The sequence below is a fragment of the Enterobacter cloacae complex sp. P2B genome (genome assembly GCF_014895985.1).
Classification (GTDB): domain Bacteria; phylum Pseudomonadota; class Gammaproteobacteria; order Enterobacterales; family Enterobacteriaceae; genus Enterobacter; species Enterobacter bugandensis.
Map to the genome: position 1 here is coordinate 44,028 of NZ_JADBQQ010000019.1, position 20,870 is coordinate 64,897.

General features: G+C 59.8%; 22 protein-coding genes. 6 read left to right on the plus strand and 16 right to left on the minus strand.

The genetic code is table 11. The features are described 5' to 3' along the window. Positions 1–11: 11 nt before the first annotated feature. From IM313_RS17005 to IM313_RS17065, 13 genes are all read right to left on the minus strand, one after another. Positions 12–1,481 carry an aldehyde dehydrogenase gene (locus tag IM313_RS17005; protein ID WP_192971644.1) on the minus strand — a complete coding sequence of 490 codons (1,470 nt, stop codon included), beginning with the start codon at positions 1,479–1,481 and terminating at the stop codon, positions 12–14. Positions 1,482–1,490: 9 nt separating this feature from the next. After that, positions 1,491–2,261, minus strand: a complete 771-nt coding sequence (locus IM313_RS17010; RefSeq protein ID WP_028014344.1) for an aspartate dehydrogenase — start codon at positions 2,259–2,261, stop codon at positions 1,491–1,493. Between the two features lie 9 nt (positions 2,262–2,270). Continuing rightward, positions 2,271–3,065, minus strand: a complete 795-nt coding sequence (locus IM313_RS17015; protein WP_192971643.1) for an SDR family oxidoreductase — start codon at positions 3,063–3,065, stop codon at positions 2,271–2,273. Further along, on the minus strand, positions 3,049–3,819 hold the full coding sequence (locus IM313_RS17020; protein ID WP_192971642.1) for an alpha/beta fold hydrolase: 771 nt from the start codon (positions 3,817–3,819) through the stop codon (positions 3,049–3,051). The genes IM313_RS17015 and IM313_RS17020 overlap by 17 nt, the downstream gene beginning before the upstream one ends. Positions 3,820–3,828: 9 nt before the next feature. Then, the gene (locus tag IM313_RS17025; protein WP_017382915.1) at positions 3,829–4,359 is read right to left on the minus strand and encodes a cupin domain-containing protein; all 531 of its coding nucleotides are present in this window, start codon (positions 4,357–4,359) and stop codon (positions 3,829–3,831) included. A 10-nt stretch (positions 4,360–4,369) separates the two neighbouring features. Beyond that, on the minus strand, positions 4,370–5,626 hold the full coding sequence (locus tag IM313_RS17030; protein WP_028014347.1) for an MFS transporter: 1,257 nt from the start codon (positions 5,624–5,626) through the stop codon (positions 4,370–4,372). Between the two features lie 25 nt (positions 5,627–5,651). After that, complete coding sequence (locus IM313_RS17035; protein ID WP_192971641.1) at positions 5,652–6,839, minus strand: NAD(P)/FAD-dependent oxidoreductase; 1,188 nt, start codon at positions 6,837–6,839, stop codon at positions 5,652–5,654. Next, positions 6,836–7,762: a VOC family protein gene (locus IM313_RS17040; protein ID WP_049001452.1), complete on the minus strand. Its 927-nt coding sequence runs from the start codon at positions 7,760–7,762 to the stop codon at positions 6,836–6,838. The genes IM313_RS17035 and IM313_RS17040 overlap by 4 nt, the downstream gene beginning before the upstream one ends. A 78-nt stretch (positions 7,763–7,840) precedes the next feature. Next, positions 7,841–8,629 carry an IclR family transcriptional regulator gene (locus IM313_RS17045; RefSeq protein WP_192971640.1) on the minus strand — a complete coding sequence of 263 codons (789 nt, stop codon included), beginning with the start codon at positions 8,627–8,629 and terminating at the stop codon, positions 7,841–7,843. 12 nt (positions 8,630–8,641) lie between these two features. Beyond that, positions 8,642–9,391, minus strand: coding sequence for an SDR family oxidoreductase (locus tag IM313_RS17050; protein ID WP_192971639.1), 750 nt, complete (start codon positions 9,389–9,391; stop codon positions 8,642–8,644). Beyond that, positions 9,391–10,413, minus strand: coding sequence for an aromatic ring-hydroxylating dioxygenase subunit alpha (locus IM313_RS17055; protein WP_049001456.1), 1,023 nt, complete (start codon positions 10,411–10,413; stop codon positions 9,391–9,393). The genes IM313_RS17050 and IM313_RS17055 overlap by 1 nt, the downstream gene beginning before the upstream one ends. A 10-nt stretch (positions 10,414–10,423) precedes the next feature. Then, positions 10,424–10,732, minus strand: coding sequence for a recombinase-like helix-turn-helix domain-containing protein (locus IM313_RS17060; protein ID WP_028014353.1), 309 nt, complete (start codon positions 10,730–10,732; stop codon positions 10,424–10,426). Beyond that, positions 10,729–11,052, minus strand: coding sequence for a non-heme iron oxygenase ferredoxin subunit (locus tag IM313_RS17065; RefSeq protein WP_003860044.1), 324 nt, complete (start codon positions 11,050–11,052; stop codon positions 10,729–10,731). Before IM313_RS17065 ends, IM313_RS17060 begins: the two co-directional genes overlap by 4 nt. Positions 11,053–11,466: 414 nt before the next feature. On the opposite strand from IM313_RS17065, the gene IM313_RS17070 reads away from it, so the two are divergent. Beyond that, complete coding sequence (locus IM313_RS17070; protein WP_192971638.1) at positions 11,467–12,678, plus strand: MFS transporter; 1,212 nt, start codon at positions 11,467–11,469, stop codon at positions 12,676–12,678. A gap of 3 nt (positions 12,679–12,681) precedes the next feature. Here IM313_RS17070 and speB read toward each other — a convergent pair whose 3' ends face one another. From speB to yqgB, 3 genes are all read right to left on the minus strand, one after another. Continuing rightward, entirely contained in the window at positions 12,682–13,602 is a 921-nt protein-coding gene (gene speB / locus IM313_RS17075) for an agmatinase (protein WP_017382921.1), read from the minus strand. A 210-nt stretch (positions 13,603–13,812) separates the two neighbouring features. After that, the gene (speA, locus tag IM313_RS17080) at positions 13,813–15,789 is read right to left on the minus strand and encodes a biosynthetic arginine decarboxylase (RefSeq protein ID WP_028014361.1); all 1,977 of its coding nucleotides are present in this window, start codon (positions 15,787–15,789) and stop codon (positions 13,813–13,815) included. 8 nt (positions 15,790–15,797) lie between these two features. Then, positions 15,798–15,929: an acid stress response protein YqgB gene (gene yqgB, locus IM313_RS17085; protein WP_127312443.1), complete on the minus strand. Its 132-nt coding sequence runs from the start codon at positions 15,927–15,929 to the stop codon at positions 15,798–15,800. A gap of 189 nt (positions 15,930–16,118) precedes the next feature. Here yqgB and IM313_RS22695 point away from each other — a divergent pair, with 189 nt between their 5' ends. From IM313_RS22695 to endA, 5 genes are all read left to right on the plus strand, one after another. Beyond that, on the plus strand, positions 16,119–16,406 hold the full coding sequence (locus IM313_RS22695) for a hypothetical protein (protein ID WP_045260764.1): 288 nt from the start codon (positions 16,119–16,121) through the stop codon (positions 16,404–16,406). A gap of 186 nt (positions 16,407–16,592) precedes the next feature. Beyond that, positions 16,593–17,747, plus strand: a complete 1,155-nt coding sequence (gene metK / locus IM313_RS17100) for a methionine adenosyltransferase (protein WP_041908329.1) — start codon at positions 16,593–16,595, stop codon at positions 17,745–17,747. Between the two features lie 359 nt (positions 17,748–18,106). Then, a complete protein-coding gene (galP, locus tag IM313_RS17105) occupies positions 18,107–19,504 on the plus strand; it encodes a galactose/proton symporter (RefSeq protein ID WP_045629996.1) in 1,398 nt (465 codons plus the stop codon). Positions 19,505–19,562: 58 nt separating this feature from the next. After that, complete coding sequence (locus tag IM313_RS17110; protein ID WP_049001463.1) at positions 19,563–20,060, plus strand: SprT family zinc-dependent metalloprotease; 498 nt, start codon at positions 19,563–19,565, stop codon at positions 20,058–20,060. A gap of 94 nt (positions 20,061–20,154) precedes the next feature. After that, positions 20,155–20,862: a deoxyribonuclease I gene (endA, locus tag IM313_RS17115; protein ID WP_028014365.1), complete on the plus strand. Its 708-nt coding sequence runs from the start codon at positions 20,155–20,157 to the stop codon at positions 20,860–20,862. Positions 20,863–20,870 lie beyond the last annotated feature (8 nt).

Sequence of the window (20,870 nt, forward strand, 5' to 3'; positions counted from 1 at the left end):
CTCACCCTTTCTCAGTCGCACCAGTGGTTGACGCTGTTACCCGTCGCCAGATAAATGCTCTTTTGCTGCATCCAGGCTTTCAGCCCCTGAATGCCCTTTTCGCGGCCCAGACCGCTCTCTTTAAAGCCCCCGAACGGGGTCGAAATCGCAAAAACTTTGTAGGTGTTGATCCACACCGTACCGGCCTCCAGCTGCTCGCTCAGGCGCAGCGCCCGCCCGGTGTCGCGGGTCCAGATCCCTGCCGCCAGGCCGTAAACCGAGTCGTTCGCCTCGCGGATCAACGCCGCTTCATCGCGAAACGGCATCGCCACCAGCACCGGGCCGAAGATCTCCTCCTGGCAGGCGCGGGCGCCGTTCGTCAGCCCTTCGATAATGGTCGGCTGGAAGAAGCTGCCGTTTGCGAGGTCAGGATCCGCCGGGATCTCCCCGCCGCACAGCACCCGGCCCCCCTCGCGCTTCGCCAGCTCGACGTATTCCTGCACGCTCTGGCGATGTTTCTCATTGATCAGCGGCCCAACGTGAACGCCGTCGGTGAAGGGGTGCCCTACGCGCAGCCCGCGAGTTAATTCCAGCAGCCGCGCCATCAGTGGCGCGTACAGGCTTTCGTGGATAAACAGCCGGGACCCGGCGATGCACGCCTGCCCTGCTGAGCTGAAAATGCCGTAGCAGATCCCGCGCGCGGCCTGCTCAACGTCGGCATCCTCCAGCACGATGATCGGGGATTTACCGCCCAGCTCCAGCGACGCTGGGATCAGCTTTTCCGCGGCCACGTGCGCCAGATGGCGGCCCGTGGCGGTGCCGCCGGTAAAGGAAATTTTTCGCACGCGGGGATGGCGCGCCAGCGCGTCGCCAATCACCGAGCCTTTGCCCGGCAGCACGCTCAGCAGCCCGGCGGGCAGCCCGGCCTGTTCAAAAATGCGCGCCAGCTCCAGCGCCATCAGCGGCGTGGCTTCGGCAGGCTTGAGGATCACCGCGTTCCCGGCGGCGATGGCCGGGGCGACCTTCTGCATCTCGCTGGCAATGGGCGAGTTCCACGGCGTGATGGCCGCCACTACGCCGAGCGGCTCATAGCGGCTTAGCGTCAGCAGATCCGGCTGGCGCGGCGTGGGCAACTCCCCTTCCAGCAGCTCGCAGGCGGCGGCGAAGTAGCGGGCCGTTCCCGCCGCGCTCATCACCAGCCCGCGCGCCTCCGCCAGCGGCTTGCCGTTATCCCGGCTCTGCATCTGCGCCAGCTCGTCAGCGCGGGACTCAATCAGATCCGCCACCTTGTGCAGGATCTTCGCCCGCATGTGCGGCAGGCTGTTGCGCCAGGCGGGATCGCGCCACGCGCGCTCGCCGGCCTCGATCGCGTCGTGCAGATCGTCAAGGTTTGCCGCGTTCAGCGTCGCATTGAGCGACCCGTCAGCCGGGAAGTGGCTCTGCATCGGGTTACCACCGCCGCATCGCCACTGGCCGCCGATAAAAATCTTCAGATCGTCCATCGTCACTCCTCAGCTCAGGGCCAGCTCGCGGCAGGCGCGCACCGCGCTGAGTGCCGCCAGGGTGGAGGTTTTAGGGTTAGACGCCAGCGGCAGCCCGCTCAGCTCCAGATGGAATTCGCCAAACAGCCCTTCTACGTGCAGCGTGTGGGTGTTACGTTTCGTTGCCGGGTCAACCATCAGCTGCACGCGGGTTTCATCCATCCCGACGCCGCCGAGCGCCACGGTCGCCGCCACGTTGGCGTTCGCCGGGAACAGGCGCGCCGCCTCGCGGGCGCTCCCTTCAAAAAAGACCTGCGCCTCTCTGACTGCGTTAAGGTCGATAAGCTGCTCGGCGTAGCTGCCGCGCCAGCTGGCCGGGCTTTTACGCGACTGATAGGTGACGCGCTCAAGCCCGCCCTCCTTCGCCGCCGCCAGCCCGTCGATGCCGGCCACCGCCCCGGAAAGCAGCGTCAGCTTTCCGCCCGCCGCGAGCAGGCGCTGCTCCAGCGCGCTGTCCGCCAGCGCGCCGGTGGAAATGACCGCCAGATGCCAGCCGCGGCGCAGAATCGCTTCGCCGTACTGCGCAACCGCCTGCTGGCTGGCGCACTCCAGTACCAGATCGGGCGTTTGTGCGCACGCCATCGGCGAGGTCAGCGCCTCGACCGCATCGCCAAACTGGTCGCGAATGGCGGCATGGTGAGACGCGCGCGCCACGATCCAGCCGATAGCCACGCCGGCGGGCAGACGCTCAATCACCGCCTGCGCCATGGCGCCATAACCGATTAACATTACCTTTTTCATGATGTGTCCTTACAGATGGCGGCAAAAGCCGCCGGAAACGTCCAGCGCCGCGCCGGTGGTAAACGAGGCCAGCGGCGAGGCGAGGAACAGCAGCGCTTGCGCAGGCTCCTGCGGCTTGCCGAGGCGCGCCATCGGGATGCCGCGTTTGCGCGCGATCTCCGCCGTCCACTCCGGCCAGCTCTGGCTTTTATCCGCCCGGCTTTCAAAGCGGCGCTGCCACTGGCCGGACTCGACCATACCGAGCAGTATGGAATTGACGCGAATCCCTTTGCCTACCAGCTCTTTCGAGAGCGTCAGCGTCATGTTCAACAGCGCGGCGCGGGCTGCCGACGTGGCGATCATGTGCTCTTCCGGCTGAAGCGCCAGCAGGGAGTTCACGCAGGTGATGGAGGCGATATCGGACCGTTCCAGCAGCGGCTGAAACGCCTGCACCGGATTAATGACGCCAAACAGTTTAAGTTCGGCTTCGTGCAGCCACGCCTCGCGCGGCGTGTCGCTGAAGTGCGCCACGTAGCCCTGACCGGCGTTGTTGATCAGCATATCCGCCGCGCCAAAGCGCGCCTTCACCGCATCCGCGAAGGCCTGCACCTCGTCGGCGTTCAGCACGTCGCAGCGGTATGAGAAAATTTCCCCGTCGGGATAGTCGTTTTGCAGCGTCGCATGGGCGCTGGCGAGCCGGTCCGGGTCGCGGCCACAGAAGGCGACTCTCGCCCCTTCGCCCAGCAGCAGGCGCAGCGTTTCAAAGCCAATGCCGGACGAACCGCCGGTAACGACCGCTACGCGGCCGTCAATGTGTGCATTCATCGCGCACCTCTTCGTTAATGCGTAAAAGCTGTTGTTTAAAAAACGCGTCGTTATCGAGATAGCTCGCGTGTCCGGCCTGCGGAATCGCGGTAAACGGCATGCCGTAGCGCAGCGCCAGCCCCTGTACCAGCTCGGGCTGCGTTATCGCGTCCTGCTCGCCGCACCAGACTTCAAATTGACCGGCGTAACGCTTAAGCCAGCCGTGAATGTCGTCATGCGCCAGCATCCACGCGGCAGCGAGGTAGCCTTCGGGGCGCAGCCTGCGCATGCCCGCCGCGACGGTGGCGATATCGTCCGGGCGCGCGCCGGGGCGCAGCAGCTTCGCGGCGCGGGTCTGGGCGAGGATGTCGCCACCGAGCGCCATCTGCTGCTCGCGATTACGCCAGACCTGCTCTCGCTGCTCCGGCGCGGCATTACCGTAGCCCTGCGCGGCGTCCGCCAGCACCAGATGAATGACGCGTTCAGGGAACTTCGCCGCAAACGCGCTGGCCACCAGCGCCCCCAGGGAATGGCCCACCAGTACCGCCTGCCAGACGCCTGCGCGGTCGAGCATCGCCGCCAGCGCGTCGGCGTAATCTCCGGCGTTTGCCCGCTCAACCGCCAGCATCGGGCTTTCGCCGTAACCGGGCATGTCCCACGCCAGCACGCGAAAACCGTTCAGCGCCATCTGCTTATGCCAGGACGCAGCGCCAGAGCTGATCCCGTGCAGCAGCATCAGCGGGATGCCGCTTCCCTGTTCACGAAAAGCCGTCATGTCGCCCCCTTAGTTCCGCTTCACTTTTGAGAGCGGATGATCGGAGGGATAGGTCGGGATTTCCGGCTTGTTGGTTCCCAGCATGACGCACATCAGCGCCTCTTCTTCCCCGTGGTTAAACAGGCCGCGATAGATGCCCGGCGGGACGGAGATCAGGTCACGCTCGCGCAGCACGGTTTCGGTGTAGTTGTCGCCGTCCTGGATCATCAGCGTGATCTGCCCTTTGAGCATGAAGAACACCTCCTCCACGTCGTCGTGCAGGTGCAGCGGCCCTTCGCACTTCGACGGCAGCACCATGGTAGAGAAGGTGAAATGGTCCGCCTGCACGGTGTTGGTGTCGTTCGCCACGCCGGTTGCGCCGGTGCCGATGTAGCGCATCTGCGCCCGGCGGTATTTCGGGTCAAAATCGGCCTGGAACTTCAGCGCGTTCCAGTCGTACTTGCGGCCTTCGAAGCGCGCGATGCGCGACTCGACCCACTCTTCCATCGTCAGGTGGTCAGGTTTGATGCCTGTTTTGTTGGTTACGGTTGAATCAGTCATGACACTCTCCTCAGTAACGTCTCAGCAGCGGCAGTAACAGGACGCAGCCCACCGCCGCCATCACCGCCAGAAAAATCAGCCCGGAATCCATGCTGTGGGTGAAGGCGATCAGCGCGCCCATCACCGCCGGCGACAGCGCGCCCGCAAAGTTTCCCAGCCCGTTGAAGATGCCGCCCGCCGTGGCGCTCACCCGGGGATGGGTGGCTTTCGCCAGCAGGGCGAAAATGTTGGGGGCGCCGGTGCCCCACATAAAGGTGCTGAAGCTCATCGCCGCGATGATGGCAAGCGGGGTGTCGAGGTGCATCACCGCCGCCAGGCCTACCGCCGCCCCCGCCATCGAGATAAAGCAGGCCGCCGCGCGCTTATCGACCCGGTCAGAGAGCCACGCGCCAATCACCTCTCCCGCCAGCATGGCGATGAACGGCATCGACGACAGCCAGCCCGCGTGCTCCAGGTGAATGCCTTTGCCCTTGATGAGATAGCCCGGCAGCCAGCCGTTGATGCCCCACAGGTAGGTCAGAAAGGCGATGTTAAAGATGCAGATGATCCAGAAGTGCGGGCTGACAAACAGCTCGCGCCGCGCCGCGCGCCGCTCGTCCTGAGACGCCTGCGAGGTACCGGGTTTTGCTTCCAGACGGATCCCGCGCAGGCCAACGCGCACAAAGATAAGCACCGGCACGGTCAGCATTGCCATGACAAAGAAGGTGCTCTGCCAGCCGAAGGTGTTCAGCAGCCACAGGGAGAGCGGGAAGCCAATCGCCGCACCGACCGGCGTGCCCAGCAGCCAGAGCATGGTGGCGCGCGCCTGTAAATGCTGCGGGAAGTTGTGGCGCACGATGGCGAAAGCCAGCGGGAACAGCGGTCCTTCCGCCACGCCCAGCAGGATGCGCAGGACGATCATTAGCGTGTAGTTATGGGTAAAGCCCATCGCCACCATCAGCGCGCACCACACCACCATCATCCCGGTGAGCAGGCGCAGCGGCGCGATTTTGTCGCCTAAACCGCTCAAAAATACCGACGAAAAGCCATAGCTCAGCAGGAAGGCGCTCATCAGAATGCCGAGGCGCGTGGTGTCAAAATCGATGCCCATGGCCTGCTGGAAATGGGTGTCGGAAAAGAGCGCCGCGATGCTGATTTTGTCGAAAAAGGCCAGCAGCACGCAGGCCAGCAGCGACAGCGGAATGGCCCAGCGCACCGCTTTTTCAGGCGTGCGGGTTCCCTCACCGCTCGCCTCGACGGGCGCGGTGTTGGTCTCTAATGTGGTCATGTCTCCCCCTACGGGTGCGGGTTAGCTATCGCAGTGACATCAGTGAAAAAGCCGAATCGGCGAGCGGTACGTCCGACAGGTCCCGCCCCGCCGCCATCCAGCGCTTCGCCAGCTTGACGGTGCGCGCATCGTTGAACGCCACCAGCTGCGTTAGCCGACCGTTGTCGTCCAGCGAGAAGTACAGCGCCTCTTCACGCACTATCGTTCGGCTGCCCGGCTGCGGAATGCCGAGGATCTGGATGTTGTGCTGATATTGATCCGACCACAGCCACGGCGCGTCGTCGTAGCCTGGCGCATCGGGGTTAAGCATGGCTTTCGCCGTCGCCACCGCCTGATTCTGGGCGAAGGCCCAGGACTGAATGCACAGGCCGTAGTGATGGTGCTGCGCCACGTCGCCGGCGGCAAAGATGAACGGATCGGACGTGCGCCCCTGGGCGTCCACCACGATCCCCCGCTCGGTGCGAAGTCCCGCATCGCGCGCCAGCTCCAGATTGAGATCGACGCCGATCCCCACCACCACCGCGTCAAAGGTTTCGCGCTGGCCGTCGCAGTGCATGACCGGCAGGCCATTATCGTCCTCCAGCTCCAGCGCGCCGCAGCCGGTACGGATCTCCACCCCCTGTTCGCGATGGATAGCCTCTAAGCGCTGCGACACCTCGCCGCTAACCGAGCGCATGCACAGCGCGGGCTGCTGCTCGAACAGCGTGACCGCTACGCCGCTTTTGCGCGCGGAAGCTGCAATCTCAAGGCCGATCCAGCCGCCGCCGACGATCGCCAGTTTTTTACTTTCCGCCAGACGCGCCTTCAGGCGCTGCGCATCCTGCCAGTGGCGCAGAGTGTAGACCTGCGGATGCGCCGCCCATGCCTGCGAAGGCAGGCGCGCCCGCCCGCCGGTGGCCATTAAAAGCATGTTGTAACTAAGACGTTCGCCGTTGCTTAAACGCACAGTTTTCGCTTCGCGATCGACTGATTCAGCACGCAGCGGGCGGTACCAGGTCAGGTTCAGCGCCTGCTGTGCTTCTTCGCTAAACAGCCGCGGGAGCGCCGCGTCCGGCTCCAGCAGAGACGCTTTCGACAGCGGCGGACGTTCGTAGAAATCCCACTCCTCTTCCGCCACCACGCAGATCTCGCCGTCGAAGCTCTCGTCGCGCAGGGTTTTCGCCGCCCAGCCGCCCGCCTGACCGCCACCGATAATGACAATGCGCGACGTCATACCGCCTCCGGCTTTTTCTGCTGGCGGCGGGTGTCGTGGTCAATCCCGCCTTCTACCGCCCATTCGGTAAAGGAGACCAGGGAGTGCTCCAGCTCGCGCGGCTGCCAGTTTTCCGTCAGATAGTCGTCGTTGGTGTAATACTCAAACGCGCCGCCGGTCGGGCTATTGACGTACCAGAAATAGGCCGACGACACCGGATGGCGGCCCGGCCCGATAAAGGTGCTCCATTCATTTTTATTCATCGCGATACCGCCGCCGATCACCTCGTGGATGTCGCGCACGGTGAAGGCCACGTGGTTGAGGCCGCGCTTGCGGTTCGGCAGTTGCAGCAGGAACAGGTTGTGATGTCCGCCGCGCGCCCCGCAGCGCAGGAACACGGCGCGGTTGATGTAGCGGTCCGAAACCTGGAAGCCGAGCACCTCGCGGTAGAATTTCTCCACCGCCGCCAGCTCCTCCACGAAGAACACCACGTGCCCGACGTTGATCGGCTGCGCACGATCGTAAACCGGGCTGGGCGTGTCGATACGGCGGGCATCGCCCCACTGGTTGATCGGCTCAACGTTCAGCTCCACGTCGGTCTGCTGGCTGACCTGCACGCGCAGGGTCATGCCGTTCGGATCGAGGCATTCCAGCGCGTCGCCCACTTCGCGAAAGCCGGGCTGTCTCGCCAGCTTCGGGCGCAGCGCGTCGAGATCGGACTGTGCGGCCACCGCCCAGGTCATGCGGCGCAGGGTGTTGCCCGCTTCAAACGCCGGCGGCAGGTCGGGGCTGTCGATGGGGTTCAGCTCCACGCGCGCGCCGCTCAGGGTGGTAAAACGCTGGCCGCTGGCATCGCCCGTCAGGCCAAAATCACGCATAAATTTGGCGCAGTGCGTCAGGTCTTCCACGCCAAATTCCAGCTTTTCAATTCCGGTTACACTCATCGTTCGTTGCCTCATCTGGCCCAAATTGGGCGTAAAACATGCCCGACGCAGTCAAGCGCCTGACGTTAACTCACTGATTTAGCTGGCCTGTGACAAATAGCCTAAGAAGCCAGAAATTTTATCCGCCGCGAGGCGAACCTCGTTTTGCAGCCGCTCACGGTCGGTCTGCGGGATCTCCTCCGACGGCACCAGAATGCTGACCACCGCCGCCACGCGTCCGCTTCGGTCATACACCGGGTAGACGATGGAGGAGATGCCGTGGCGGAAGAAGGATTCGCCGATGACAAACCCGCGGGCTTTGTCCTGCTGCACCATCTGCCACAGGGCTTCGCGGTCGTGAAGCTGCCCCGGCGCGTTGCCCGGCAGGCGCTCGTGCGGGAACAACTGTTCGAAATCGGCGCGGGTAATATCGGTCAGCAGCATGCGGCCCAGCGAGGTGCAGTGCACCGGCAGGCGGGTGCCAATGCTGACCTGATTGATGCGCGACCCGGCGGCACTGACGCGGGCGATGTAGATAATGTCGCGCCCGTCGCGGATCGCCAGATGGCTGCTGCACTGGCTGACGTCGCGCAGCTGCTCAATCACCGGCTGGCCGACCTGCGCCACGTCCAGCGAGGCGATGTACTCAAAGCCGAGACGCAGCACGTTCATGCCCAGCGAAAAGGTATTGGTACGCGCGTTGCGCTCCAGAAAGCCCATGTACTCCAGCGTCTGCACCACGCGATAGGCGGTCGCCTTCGGCATATCCACCAGCCGGTGCAGCTCGGCAAAGGTCAGATCGCGATGCTGCTCGCCAAAGGCCAACAGCAGCTGTAAACCGCGCTCCAGCCCCGGCACCAGATACTTCACTTCCTGATCGTTTGCCATAATCGCCACACCTTAGTTAAAGACAAAACCGCCGTTGACCGGGATCAGCTGCCCGGTGATAAACCGCGACAGATCGCTTAACAGCCAGACCACGCTGCCGGTGACGTCTTCCGGCTGCTGCGCGCCGGTTAACGCGCGGCCATTCTCGTAGAGCTGATGGCGCTCGGCCGGAACATATTCGGTCGCCTCGACGCGGGTTAACCCCGGCGCGATGGCATTAATGCGTATACGCTTTTCGCCCAGTTCACGCGCCATTGAGCGGGTCATGGCGATCACGGCGCCCTTGCTGGCGACGTAGGCCATCAGGCGCGGCGCGCCCCACAGCGCGGTGTCGGACGCAACGTTCACGATACCCGCGCCCTCGCGCAGCAGCGGCACCGCAGCGCGCGTCACCAGCCAGGTGCCTTTGACGTTGACGCTCATCACCCGATCCCAGAGATCCGGATCATAATGGAGCATATTTTTGCCGCCGACGCCCGTCGCCATCGCCGCGTTGTTCACCAGGCCATCGATCTGACCCTGCTCGCCAATCGCGCTGAACACCTGCTCAATGGACTGTGGATCGGCCAGATCGATAACGTGCGGTTCGATCGCATAGCCCCGCTCGCTCAGGGCGTGGGCGCTTTCGGCCAGCTCGCCCTTGAGGATGTCGCACATCACCACCGCCGCGCCCTGCTCCGCGCAGGCTTTGGCAAAGTGAAAGCCCAGCCCGCGCGCGGCGCCGGTTATGACGATGCGCTTGCCGCTCAGCAGCCCGTTCATCAGGCGGCTCCCTGCTGTTCTTCGCGCATCGCCAGTTGCTCTTTGGCGGCCTTTTGCATCATGCGGCGCAGGCGCGAGAGGCCGACGTCGTGCTGATACAGATATTCATGGTCGCGGGCGTTTGGCGCCAGGCTTTCCAGCACCACGCGGTCCTGCTCCAGCACTTCCCAGTGCAGTTTTTCCAGACGGTTGCGGTACATGAAGCGCCACATGTCGCGCTGCCAGCCCTGCACCCGGCGAATGCGCCAGAAGAAGACGCGGCAGTTGTCGTCATCTTCCGGCACCACCATGCCGACGATAAAGAAGTGGCCGCCCGGCCCGAAGCGCTTCTTGTACGGAATGGAGAGGCGCATCCAGCAGGTGCCGCTGTTGCCCAGCTCCACCCAGTCAAAGTTGACGCCGCTCTGCCCTTTTTTCTCAAAAATAAAACCGGTTTTGGTCGGCTGGAGCACCATGTCGGCCTTGCGATCCCCTTCCGCCATTGAGTGCGACGAGGAGTGCAGATAGGTGCCGTGCATCGGATCCATCACGTTTTCCAGCGCGTACTGGTAATTGCATTTCCACGCGGCGGTGCAGAGGAAGTTGCTGAAGCTGTCCGTATCGGCGAGCTCGTCCGGGAAGGTCAGCTCGTCCGGCTGCTGGTCTGCGGTGACGCCAAACCACAGGAAGATTGCGCCGTGCGCCTCCTGCACGTTGTAGCTGCGCACGCACTGCTGGCCGACCAGCGGACATTTGTCCACGGCGGGCACGTCTTTCACCTCGCCGTTGCCCGCGACCTCCACGCCGTGATACCAGCAGGCAATGCGGTCGCCCAGGTTCCAGCCCATCGACAGGCGTGCGCCGCGGTGCGGACAGCGGTCCTCCAGCGCCTGCACCTGGCCGTCTTTGTTGCGCCAGACCACAATCTGTTCGCCCAGGCGGGTAATGCCCACCGGTGCAGACTGCACCTCCCAGCTCGCCAGCACCGGATACCAGAGGCCGCGCAGACCTTTATCGAGATAGTGTTGTACGGTAGTCGTCATCGCGTTGCCCTCAGTAGCCGTTAACCTGTAAGAATGCCTGGAAGCTGGCCTCGCTCCACGGCTCGCCCTGCTGATCGTGCATGCGCACCGCGTTCAGCCCGTTCACCAGCTCCGGTAAGGTTTCAACCCCCTGCTCGAAGAGATCTTCCAGCGTGGCGATGAGGTTCACTTCCCAGCTTTCCGGCTCGCGGCTGCGGGTCTGCCAGATCAGGTTCTGATAATCACCCGGCTTATGGATCGCACCGTTACCGCCCTCGGCCGGTGGGGCAAACTGACGGCTTTCCGGCAGCGCCGGGTTGTAGTTCAGGGTGTCGCTCATGCCACGGTCTCCTCGACGAAGGTAATCTGAATCTGGTTTTCAAAAACCCGAACCGGGTAGCGGTTGAGGTTGCGCCCGCCGGGGCCGTGCAGGCACTGACCGGTTTTGACGTCGAATACCGCCTCGTGCAGCGGGCATTCCACCTTGCCGTCTTCCACGAAGCCCTGGCTCAGCAGGGCATAGGCGTGGGGGCATACGTCTTCCAGCGCGTAATATTCACCGTCAATCAAATACACGCCGATCTCTTTACCGTCGACGTTGCCGCTAAAAGGGAAATCTTCCTGTACTTGTTCTGCGTCACATACGCCTATCCAGCTCATCACGATCCTCCAGGCTTTTGTTTCATATATGAAACTATGTTTCTTATTTAATACGGTCAATATAAAAGCGATGAATGTTTCGTCAAGCCGCAATGTGACGAATTTGTTAATCAAACAGCAATTAATTAACTAAGTGTGCAAAGGATCACGAAAAAATGCAGCGATATGAAATTTTCATTATTTCGGTGTGAAAGAATACGATTTATCGATGGCCTTAAATTTTAATAAACAGTGATTGACTTCTTTTCTTTTTGTTCCTTAAAAATAAAATAAGTGAAAACCATGGTGTTTCACCTGTGAAACTTAATTTTATTTTTACCTTAATAAACAATGAGTTTCACAGGTGAACCATTTTACCCACGTGACAATCACGCGCATAAAAATAGAAATAAGCGAAAACATAAGGCAGGCGTTATGACGGCAAGATGGCAAGGCACAGTGGCACTGTTATTACTGATTATTATTTCCTACGTTGACCGGGTGAATATTTCTGTAATGATTTTAAACCCGGAATTTGCTCAGCATTTTCAGCTAAATGAAAACAGAATGTTACAGGGAATGCTTATGACCTGTTTTCTGCTGGGTTATGGATTTTCGGCTTTATTATTAACTCCGGTTATTGAAAGCAAACTCCATTATCGACAGGGATTATTGAGCAGCATAGCGATTTGGGCAGCGGTATGCGCCATTTCCCCGCTGCTCGGATCGCTGATGGGCATGCTCGTCGCGCGCACGATCCTGGGGATCGCTGAGGGGCCGCTCTTTTCGCTGAAAACGCGCTTCATCAGCGATCACTTTAGCGCGCAGGAGATCGGCAAACCCAACGCCGTGACCGCGCTGGGGGTCTCGCTCGGGCTGGCCGTGGGCTTTCCGCTGGTAACGTGGCTGATGGCGCATCTCGGCTGGACCGGATCGTTTTATGCCCTGGCGGTACTGAACCAGGTGCTGGGCGGCGGCCTTGTCTGGCGCTTCCTGCCCGCGCCGCAGGGTGCGGAGCAGATCAAAAAACCGGGCTTCGCAGAGACGTTTTCGCTTGCCTGGCAAACGCCGCTGCTCGGGTGGATCCTGCTGGTGGAGATTGCCACCCTGAGCTATCTCTGGGGGAGCAGCGCCTGGCTGCCCGCGTGGCTGCGCGACGAGCATCATTTCTCGCTGCACGCCACGGGCATGCTTGCGGCCATTCCCTTCCTGCTGAGTCTGGGCTCGAAGTTCCTCGGCGGGGTGCTGCTCGACAAAATGCGTCCGGAACAGGCGCCAATGCTGTTTGTGGTGGGCGGCGCGCTGACGGCGCTGTCCGTGGTCGCGCTGATGCTCAGCCATCAGCCTGCCTGGCTGGCGCTGTTTATGCTCTCGGCGAATATCTTCTGGGGGCTACAGGGGGCGGCTATTCCGGCGGTGATCCAGCATCACGCCGCGCGGGAAGCGGTGGGCAGCGCTTACGGCATTATCAACGGGATCGGCAATATCTGCGCGGCGTTTATTCCGCTGGTGATGGGGATGGTGATGAGGTCGGTAGGGTCGGTCAGCTCAGGCTTTTCGGTGCTGGTCGTCTCGCAGGTAATCACCCTGCTTGCCGGGGGAATGTTGCTGCTGCGCATGCGTCGCGCAGCAGCAATCAGCGCGTAAGGCTTATTCGCCTTTTTTCGCGGCCTGGATGTAGAGCATTTCCAGCGCCAGGGTCGCCGCGGCAAGCGCGGTGATTTCGGACTGGTCATAGGCTGGCGCCACTTCTACCACGTCCATCCCAACGATGTTCAGATCCTTCAGGCCACGCACCAGCTTGATGGCGCGGTCTGACGTCAGGCCGCCAATAACCGGCGTACCGGTACCCGGTGCAAACGCCGGATCCAGGCAGTCGATATCGAAGGTCAGGTATACAGGCATATCGCCGACGATCTGCTTAACCTGAGCCAGAATATCGTCCACGCCGCGATCGTTCACCTGGCCAGCGTCCAGCACGGTGAAACCGTTGTCTTTGTCGAACTCGGTACGGATGCCGATCTGCACGGAGTGGTTCGGATCGATCAGGCCTTCTTTCGGCGCGGTGTAGAACATGGTGCCGTGGTCGAACTCGCAGCCGTTCGCGTAGGTGTCGGTATGCGCATCGAAGTGCACCAGCGCCATTTTACCGAAGTGCTTCGCGTGGGCGCGCAGCAGCGGCAGAGTGACAAAGTGGTCACCGCCGAAGGAGAGCATGCGTTTGCCGGCCGCCAGCAGCTTCTCTGCGTGCGCCTGCAATTTTTCGCTCATTTCGCGCGCGTCGCCGAAGGCGTACACCAGGTCACCGCAGTCCACCACATTCAGGCGCTCGCGCATGTCGAAGTTCCACGGGAAGCGGTTGTGCTCCCAGGCCAGGTTGGTGGAAACCTGACGGATTGCCGCCGGGCCGTGACGCCCACCCGCACGACCGGAGGTTGCCATGTCGAACGGCACGCCGGTGATCACCCAGTCCGCGTCGCTGTCGTACGGCTGGAAGTTCATTGGAAGGCGTAAAAAACCAAACGCGTTAGATACCAGAGAGTTATCGTACTGATGACCTAAAGTGCTCATGTCCTGACCTCTTTTAACGTCGATACATTAAAAACAGATGAAAAAAAATCCCCTCCGCGTCGTTAAACCCGACGAGGAAGGGATTGATTCGTAAATCGCATATTGGGGCGAATTATCGCCGGTAATTCATACGGGTTCAAGTGAGTATAGGGCATTGTGCGGTCTGATGCCCTCACCCCAACCCTCTCCCACCGGGAGAGGGAGGATTTACTACTCGTCTTCCAGGTAGGTGTACCCGTACAGACCCGCTTCAAACTCTTCCAGGAACTGCTGCTGCAAGGCATCGTCCAGACCGGTGTTTTTCACCTGGTCGCGGAACTGGGTGAGCAGTTTTTTCGGATCCAGCTGCACGTATTCCAGCATATCCGCCACGGTGTCCCCTTCATCGGACAGCTCAACCTCGACGCTGCCGTCAGGGAAGACAAACACGTCAACCGCTTCGGTATCGCCGAACAGGTTGTGCATGTTGCCGAGGATCTCCTGATACGCACCCACCATAAAGAAGCCCAGCATGGGCGGGTTCTCCGGATCGTACTCCGGCATTGGCATCGTCGTTGCGATACCGTCACCGTCAACGTAGTGGTCAATCGCGCCGTCAGAGTCACAGGTGATGTCCAGCAGCACCGCGCGACGTTCCGGGGCGTGGTTCAGCCCTTCCAGCGGCAGAACCGGGAACAGCTGGTCGATACCCCAGGCATCCGGCATCGACTGGAACAGGGAGAAGTTGACGTACATTTTGTCCGCCATACGCTCCTGCAACTCGTCGATAATCGGACGATGCGCGCGGTTGCTCGGGTCGAGCTGTTTCTGCACTTCATGGCACATGTTCAGATAGAGCTGCTCGGCCCACGCGCGCTCCTGCAGGCTGAAGGTGCCTGACGAGTAGCCGACGTGGATATCATGCAGGTCCATCTGGCTGTCGTGCAGCCATTCGCGCAGGGAACGGCGCGTGCCCGGCTCGTGCATTTCCTGCCAGGTTTCCCACATGCTTTGCAGGGAACGTGGGGCATCATCTTGCGGAGGCGTCGCTTCGGTGATTTCGCTGCGCTCAACGCCAATGATATTAGACACCAGCACCGTATGGTGCGCGGTAACCGCGCGGCCAGATTCGGTGATCACCGTCGGGTGCGGCAGGCCGTGCTCTTCACAGGCATCGCCAATCGCCCAGATGATGTTGTTGGCGTATTCGTTCAGGCCGTAGTTCACCGAGCAATCGGACTGGGAGCGGGTTCCTTCGTAGTCCACGCCCAGGCCGCCGCCCACGTCGAAGCACTGAATATTCACGCCAAGCTTGTGCAGCTCAACGTAGAAACGCGCGGACTCACGCACGCCGGTGGCGATGTCGCGAATATTGGCCATCTGCGAGCCGAGGTGGAAGTGCAGCAGCTGAATGCTGTCCAGACGACCGCGCTCGCGCAGGATCTCCACCAGTTGCAGCACCTGGTTCGCCGCGAGGCCGAACTTGGATTTTTCACCGCCGGAAGACTGCCATTTACCGGAACCCTGCGACGCCAGACGCGCACGTACGCCGAGGCGTGGGATCACGTTCAGACGCTCGGCCTCTTCCAGCACGATGGCAATTTCGGTCATCTTCTCGATAACCAGATAGACCTTGTGGCCCATCTTCTCGCCAATCAGCGCCAGACGAATGTACTCGCGGTCTTTATAGCCGTTACAGACAATCACCGACCGGGTCATGCCCGCGTGCGCCAGAACCGCCATCAGCTCCGCTTTGGAGCCTGCTTCCAGTCCCAGCGGTTCGCCGGAGTGGATCAGGGATTCGATTACGCGGCGGTGCTGGTTCACCTTGATCGGGTAAACCAGGAAGTAGTCGCCGTTATAGCCGTAGGATTCACGCGCGCGCTTGAACGCGGCGTTAATGGAACGCAGGCGATGTTGCAGGATCTGCGGGAAGCAGAACAGTGCAGGCAAACGCTGGCCCTGCGCTTCACGGGCTTTCACCAGCTTAGCGAGATCCACGCGCGCTTCAGGGACGTCCGGATCCGGGCAGACGCTGATGTGGCCCAGCTCGTTGACGTCATAGTAGTTATTGCCCCACCAGGCAATATTGTAAGTGCGCAGCATCTTGCTGGCTTCCTGGGAGCTCATCGCAACCTCCTGCATAGAACGTAGTACACCCTGTTCGCCCGCTGACGAAGGCGAAAAAGAAGACATGTCGTCAGACATAGCGAACCTCAACTCTTTGTATTAAGTGTAAAACAGTTGACTACTATCGCAGCGTTATACGGCGATAACAACCCATAAACGGCTCCGTTTCCCAGCAGAGTATGCTGAAATCCAGACCGTGCGACCGGTTTCTTATTCATATCATTGTAAAACACGTATCCGAACTCTGTATGACAAGGTTCGGCGAAACCACGAGAAAACTCTTGTATTAACAAGAGCGCCCTTGTTCAGTTTTCACAGAGCGTAACCGGCCCTTGAATCCTGAGAAGCGCCGAGATGGGTATAACATCGGCAGGTTTGCAGACTAGAAATGCGGGTTGCGGGAATCAATGGCGCGCCAGAACGGCAGCGCTGAATTAGCGGAAAACGATGGTTCATTATCTCGTATCACCTCCACGGCCGCCTCTGATGAAACGGACCCCAAGCCAAAGCTAAAAGTTCACTGCTTAACCCGGCTGGAAGTGGCGACACGATGTATTCATCGAGCGCTGATTTTATATGAGCCGCGCGCCGCGTTTTATACCGAGAAGGGGGCTAAAAAGCAAAACAAAAATACGCGTGTTGCCAGCAGCGTCAGGAAAAATTTCCAGCAGCCATTTCAACGCAGTGAGAGATGAATCAAAAAAAACTGGAAATCGGGCGAAGAAGTGACCTAAAATAGCCATCCAGATGTTAATCCATCTATACTGATTAACACTCATACTGCCAGTGTCAAAAACCTGCAGGCCTTGGTAGAATTATCTCCTTTGGCTATTCCACACAGCAGCTTGAGCTAACCAAATTCCTCTTAGGTGAAATAAAACATGGCAAAACACCTGTTTACGTCCGAGTCCGTATCAGAAGGACATCCTGATAAAATTGCTGACCAAATCTCCGATGCGGTGCTGGATGCGATCCTGGCGCAGGATCCTAAAGCGCGCGTAGCGTGTGAAACCTATGTCAAAACCGGCATGGTTCTGGTTGGCGGTGAGATCACCACCAGCGCATGGGTTGATATCGAAGAGATCACCCGTAACACGGTGCGTGAGATCGGCTATGTACATTCTGATATGGGCTTTGATGCCAACTCCTGCGCGGTACTGAGCGCGATTGGCAAACAGTCTCCGGACATCAACCAGGGCGTTGACCGTGCCGATCCGCTGGAACAAGGCGCGGGCGACCAGGGCCTGATGTTCGGTTATGCAACCAACGAAACCGACGTGCTGATGCCAGCACCTGTGACCTACGCACACCGTCTGGTGCAGCGTCAGGCTGAAGTGCGTAAAAACGGCACCCTGCCGTGGCTGCGCCCGGATGCGAAAAGCCAGGTCACCTTCCAGTACGACGACGGCAAAATCGTCGGTATTGATGCGGTGGTGCTGTCTACCCAGCATGCCGAAGAGATCGATCAGAAATCCCTGCAGGAAGCAGTGATGGAAGAGATCATCAAGCCGGTTCTGCCAACCGAATGGCTGAGCTCAGCAACCAAATTCTTCATCAACCCAACCGGACGCTTTGTTATCGGCGGCCCAATGGGCGACTGCGGCCTGACCGGTCGTAAAATCATCGTTGATACCTACGGCGGCATGGCGCGTCACGGTGGCGGCGCGTTCTCCGGTAAAGATCCGTCTAAAGTTGACCGTTCTGCCGCGTATGCTGCACGTTATGTGGCGAAAAACATCGTTGCTGCCGGCCTGGCTGACCGCTGTGAAATTCAGGTTTCCTACGCTATCGGCGTGGCTGAGCCAACCTCCATCATGGTGGAAACCTTCGGCACGGAGAAAGTGCCTTCAGAACAGCTGACCCTGCTGGTGCGCGAGTTCTTCGACCTGCGTCCATACGGCCTGATTCAGATGCTGGATCTGCTGCACCCAATCTACCAGGAAACCGCTGCATACGGTCACTTTGGTCGTGAACATTTCCCATGGGAAAAAACCGACAAAGCCGCTCTGCTGCGTGAGGCTGCCGGTCTGAAGTAATCGACAGCCGAGAGTATTAAACAGGCCAGCCTTTGTGCTGGCTTTTTTTATGTCGGGTGGCGGCTAAAGCCGCACAACTGAAAGCGATTACACCGCACCGGCACCACTCCGCTTTCAGAATAATCTCTTTGCATGTTCGCCTTTCTTCTGCTGTTACATTTCCTTTCAGTTAAGTCTGAAATTCAAACAAACGCGATGCGCATCACCTCGTTTACCTCTATATTTTCAAAGCTTTAATAATTTTTACGGTTGCACGTTAGTGTAACCGATTACACCATTGTGATTAATCTCACATATTTTTACGGGTCGCTCACCTACCCTTATCATCAATAAAACTGATAACCCAACTGGAGGGCATAATGCCTGACAATAAAAAACAGGGGCGTACGTCCAACAAGGCGATGACTTTCTTCGTCTGCTTCCTCGCCGCCCTGGCAGGATTACTCTTTGGCCTGGATATCGGCGTCATTGCCGGCGCTCTTCCCTTTATCGCAGACGAATTCCAGATTAACGCGCATACCCAGGAATGGGTGGTTAGCTCCATGATGTTCGGTGCGGCCGTTGGGGCCGTCGGCAGCGGCTGGCTCTCCTTCAAGCTCGGACGCAAAAAGAGCCTGATGATCGGTGCGATCCTCTTCGTCGCCGGTTCGCTCTTCTCCGCTGCCGCCCCTAACGTTGAAGTGCTTATTCTTTCCCGCGTGCTGCTGGGCCTTGCGGTGGGCGTGGCGTCTTACACCGCCCCGCTCTACCTCTCCGAAATAGCGCCGGAGAAAATCCGCGGCAGCATGATTTCCATGTACCAGCTGATGATCACCATCGGTATTCTCGGCGCTTACCTGTCCGATACCGCGTTCAGCTACAGCGGCGCATGGCGCTGGATGCTCGGCGTGATCATCATCCCGGCTATTCTGCTGCTGATTGGCGTCTTCTTCCTGCCGGACAGCCCGCGCTGGTTTGCCGCCAAACGTCGCTTCGTTGATGCCGAACGCGTGCTGCTCCGCCTGCGCGATACCAGCGCGGAAGCGAAAAACGAGCTGGAAGAGATCCGCGAAAGCCTGAAGGTAAAACAGTCCGGCTGGGCGCTGTTTAAAGAGAACAGCAACTTCCGTCGGGCGGTGTTCCTCGGCGTGCTGCTGCAGGTGATGCAGCAGTTCACCGGGATGAACGTCATCATGTACTACGCGCCAAAAATCTTTGAACTGGCGGGCTACACCAACACCACCGAGCAGATGTGGGGCACCGTTATTGTGGGCCTGACCAACGTGCTGGCGACCTTTATCGCCATCGGCCTGGTGGACCGCTGGGGTCGTAAGCCAACCCTGACCCTGGGCTTCCTGGTGATGGCGACGGGTATGGGCGTTCTCGGTACGATGATGCATGTGGGCATCCACTCCCCAACCGCCCAGTACTTCGCGGTGGGTATGCTGCTGATGTTTATCGTCGGGTTTGCGATGAGCGCCGGTCCGCTGATTTGGGTACTGTGCTCTGAAATCCAGCCGCTGAAAGGGCGTGATTTTGGTATCACCTGCTCTACCGCAACCAACTGGATTGCCAACATGATCGTCGGCGCAACGTTCCTGACCATGCTCAACACCCTGGGCAATGCCAACACCTTCTGGGTCTACGCCGGTCTGAATATCTTCTTTATTGTGCTGACCATCTGGCTGGTTCCAGAAACCAAACATGTTTCTCTGGAACATATTGAACGTAACCTGATGAAAGGTCGTCCGCTGCGCGAAATCGGCGCCCACGACTAATCCTCTTGCGGGAGGCGCCTCTTGCGCCTCCCCGCTTCCCGCTTTATGCTCTGCCCCTATGAAAGCTCCCCGTCTCCCCATCGCCATTCAGCAAGCCGTTATGCGCAGCCTGCGGGAAAAACTTGCCCAGGCGAATCTGAAACTCGGCCGCAATTACCCTGAACCGAAGCTGGTCTATCAGCAGCGCGGCACCGCAGCCGGCACCGCCTGGCTGGAATCGTACGAGATCCGCCTGAACCCGGTGCTGATGATGGAAAACCAGCAGGCGTTTATTGAAGAAGTGGTGCCGCACGAGCTGGCGCACCTTCTGGTATGGAAGCATTTTGGCCGCGTCGCGCCGCATGGAAAAGAGTGGAAATGGATGATGGAGGCGGTGCTCGGCGTTCCGGCGCGCCGTACCCATCAGTTCGAGCTGGAATCGGTACGCCGCAATACCTTCCCCTATCGCTGCCAGTGTCAGCAGCACCAGCTTACCGTCCGCCGCCATAACCGCGTGGTGCGCGGCGAGGCGACCTACCGCTGCCTCAAATGCGGCGAACCGCTGATTGCAGAGTAATCACCTGAACTTTCAGGAACTTTCCTGATCTGACTGATTGCATACAGGAACAACATTCGTTACGTTGCGGGCTCGTTTTGACACGGAGTGTAAGATGTCCCGTAATGTTTCTCTCGCGGTCGCTTTTCTGGCGACGGCGCTTTCCGGTCAGGCCCTGGCCGACGGTATCAACAGTTTTTCCCAGGCCAAGGCAGCAGGCGTGAAGGTGAACGCCGATGTGCCGGGCGATTTCTACTGCGGCTGCAAAATTAACTGGCAGGGCAAAAAAGGGGTCGTTGACCTCGAATCCTGCGGCTATAAGGTGCGTAAAAACGAAAACCGCGCCAGCCGCATCGAGTGGGAGCATGTCGTTCCGGCCTGGCAGTTTGGTCACCAGCGCCAGTGCTGGCAGGACGGCGGACGTAAAAACTGCGCCAAAGATCCGGTTTATCGCCAGATGGAAAGCGACATGCATAACCTGCAGCCTGCTGTTGGTGAAGTGAACGGCGACCGCGGCAATTTCATGTACAGCCAGTGGAACGGTGGCGAAGGCCAGTACGGCCAGTGCGGCATGAAGGTGGATTTCAAAGAGAAAGTCGCCGAGCCCCCTGCCCGCGCGCGCGGCAGCATCGCCCGCACCTACTTCTACATGCGTGACCGTTATGACCTCAACCTTTCACGCCAGCAGACGCAGCTGTTCAATGCCTGGGATAAGCAGTATCCGGTGACGGAATGGGAATGCCAGCGCGACGAACGTATCGCCAGAGTCCAGGGGAATCATAACCCTTACGTCCAGCGGGCTTGCCAGGCGCAAAAGAGCTAACCTACACT